This window comes from Aliivibrio finisterrensis (genome assembly GCF_008933155.1).
GTDB classification, from domain to species: domain Bacteria; phylum Pseudomonadota; class Gammaproteobacteria; order Enterobacterales; family Vibrionaceae; genus Aliivibrio; species Aliivibrio finisterrensis.
The window spans coordinates 1-1,291 of record NZ_WBVP01000058.1 but is presented as its reverse complement, the minus strand read 5'-3'; the positions used below and the strand labels follow the sequence as shown (position 1 = coordinate 1,291).

General features: G+C 39.7%; 1 protein-coding gene. It reads right to left on the bottom strand.

The features are described from left to right. Window positions 1-3: 3 nt before the first annotated feature. The gene (locus F8B77_RS17240; RefSeq protein ID WP_151656891.1) at window positions 4-1,197 is read right to left on the bottom strand and encodes an ISL3 family transposase; all 1,194 of its coding nucleotides are present in this window, start codon (window positions 1,195-1,197) and stop codon (window positions 4-6) included. Window positions 1,198-1,291 lie beyond the last annotated feature (94 nt).

Sequence of the window (1,291 nt, the reverse complement as noted above, 5' to 3'; positions counted from 1 at the left end):
GGTTCATCGCGGCTTTCCGGGGAAAGCCGCTTTTATCTTCATAAAGAAATAGTCCGTATCTCTGTAGCCATACCCCATTCTTTTGATTAACTTAATTTTGTTATTTATTCCTTCCAGTGTACATGTATTTAATCGATATAAAGACGAACTAACAATTCCGTGAAGGTATGGTTTTAACTTTCGTGCAAAACTGATCAGTGGTTTGATCCCACTCTCATTTACCTGCTGCCACCATACATCCCATAGTTCTATTGCCTGCGTTTCTGAGTCACAATACCAGAGCTCTTTTAATTGCTCTCCTAGCAAATGAGTCACCATTAAATCGTGGTTTACCGAAAGTATTTCATCTAAATAACTCTGTTGATTTGCGTCTAGATTGTCTCTATTTTTCAAAAGGATCCAGCGTGAACGCTTAATCCAACGACGAGCTTTTTTGTCTTCTTTGAGTTGATCCGCTTGATCTACCCTAACCCTATCCATTACCTCTCGTCCATATTTGGCTACCACATGAAAAAGATCGTATACAATACGTGCATTAGGGCAATGAGCTTTCACTTCGAGATCGAAAGCTGTATTCATATCCATAGCCACTGCTTCGATATTTTCGGCATGCTTACCAAGCTCTTCAAAGAAAGGCCTGATATCAGTTCGGCTTCTACCTAAACCAATCCAAAGCACTTGATGCGTCTGCGCATCGGCAATCACTGTTGCATATCGATGTCCTTTAAATATGGCAAACTCATCCATCACTAGTTGACGTAATTTACCCCATGGTATGTCAGGAATAACTCGCTTAAGTCTTTGTTTATCAATGTTCTTTATCGTGTGCCAATGTACTCCAGTCAGTTCTGAAATATGTTTAATCGGCAGCAAAGGCAACAGTTGTTCAATATATTCTATCAATCGATTAGTCAGGCGTGAGTATGGTTTAAGCCAAGATATTGCTTCCGTTTTTGTACCGCATAGCGAACATGTAATGCGCCTAGTCTGAATCAAAAGTTCAACTGGAGTTCCTAATATCATAGCGTCTTTAATAGTTCGCCACTGAGTATCGTGAGTAAATTCAGAGAGTCGCCCACAAGAGCAGAATGCTGGGGAATCAGGCTTTAAGGTTATAGAGATTAATGAATCAGTTTTATGAGACTTTACGATCTGAAAACCTTTCCAGAACGATGATAAAAAAGTATTATTTGGCATGAAAATGGCAGTTTGTGAAAAGTTGTGTTTGGCGATGTAACTTTACCACTAACTGCCGTTTTTGTTTTCAATTCCCGCTAATCTGCGATGAACC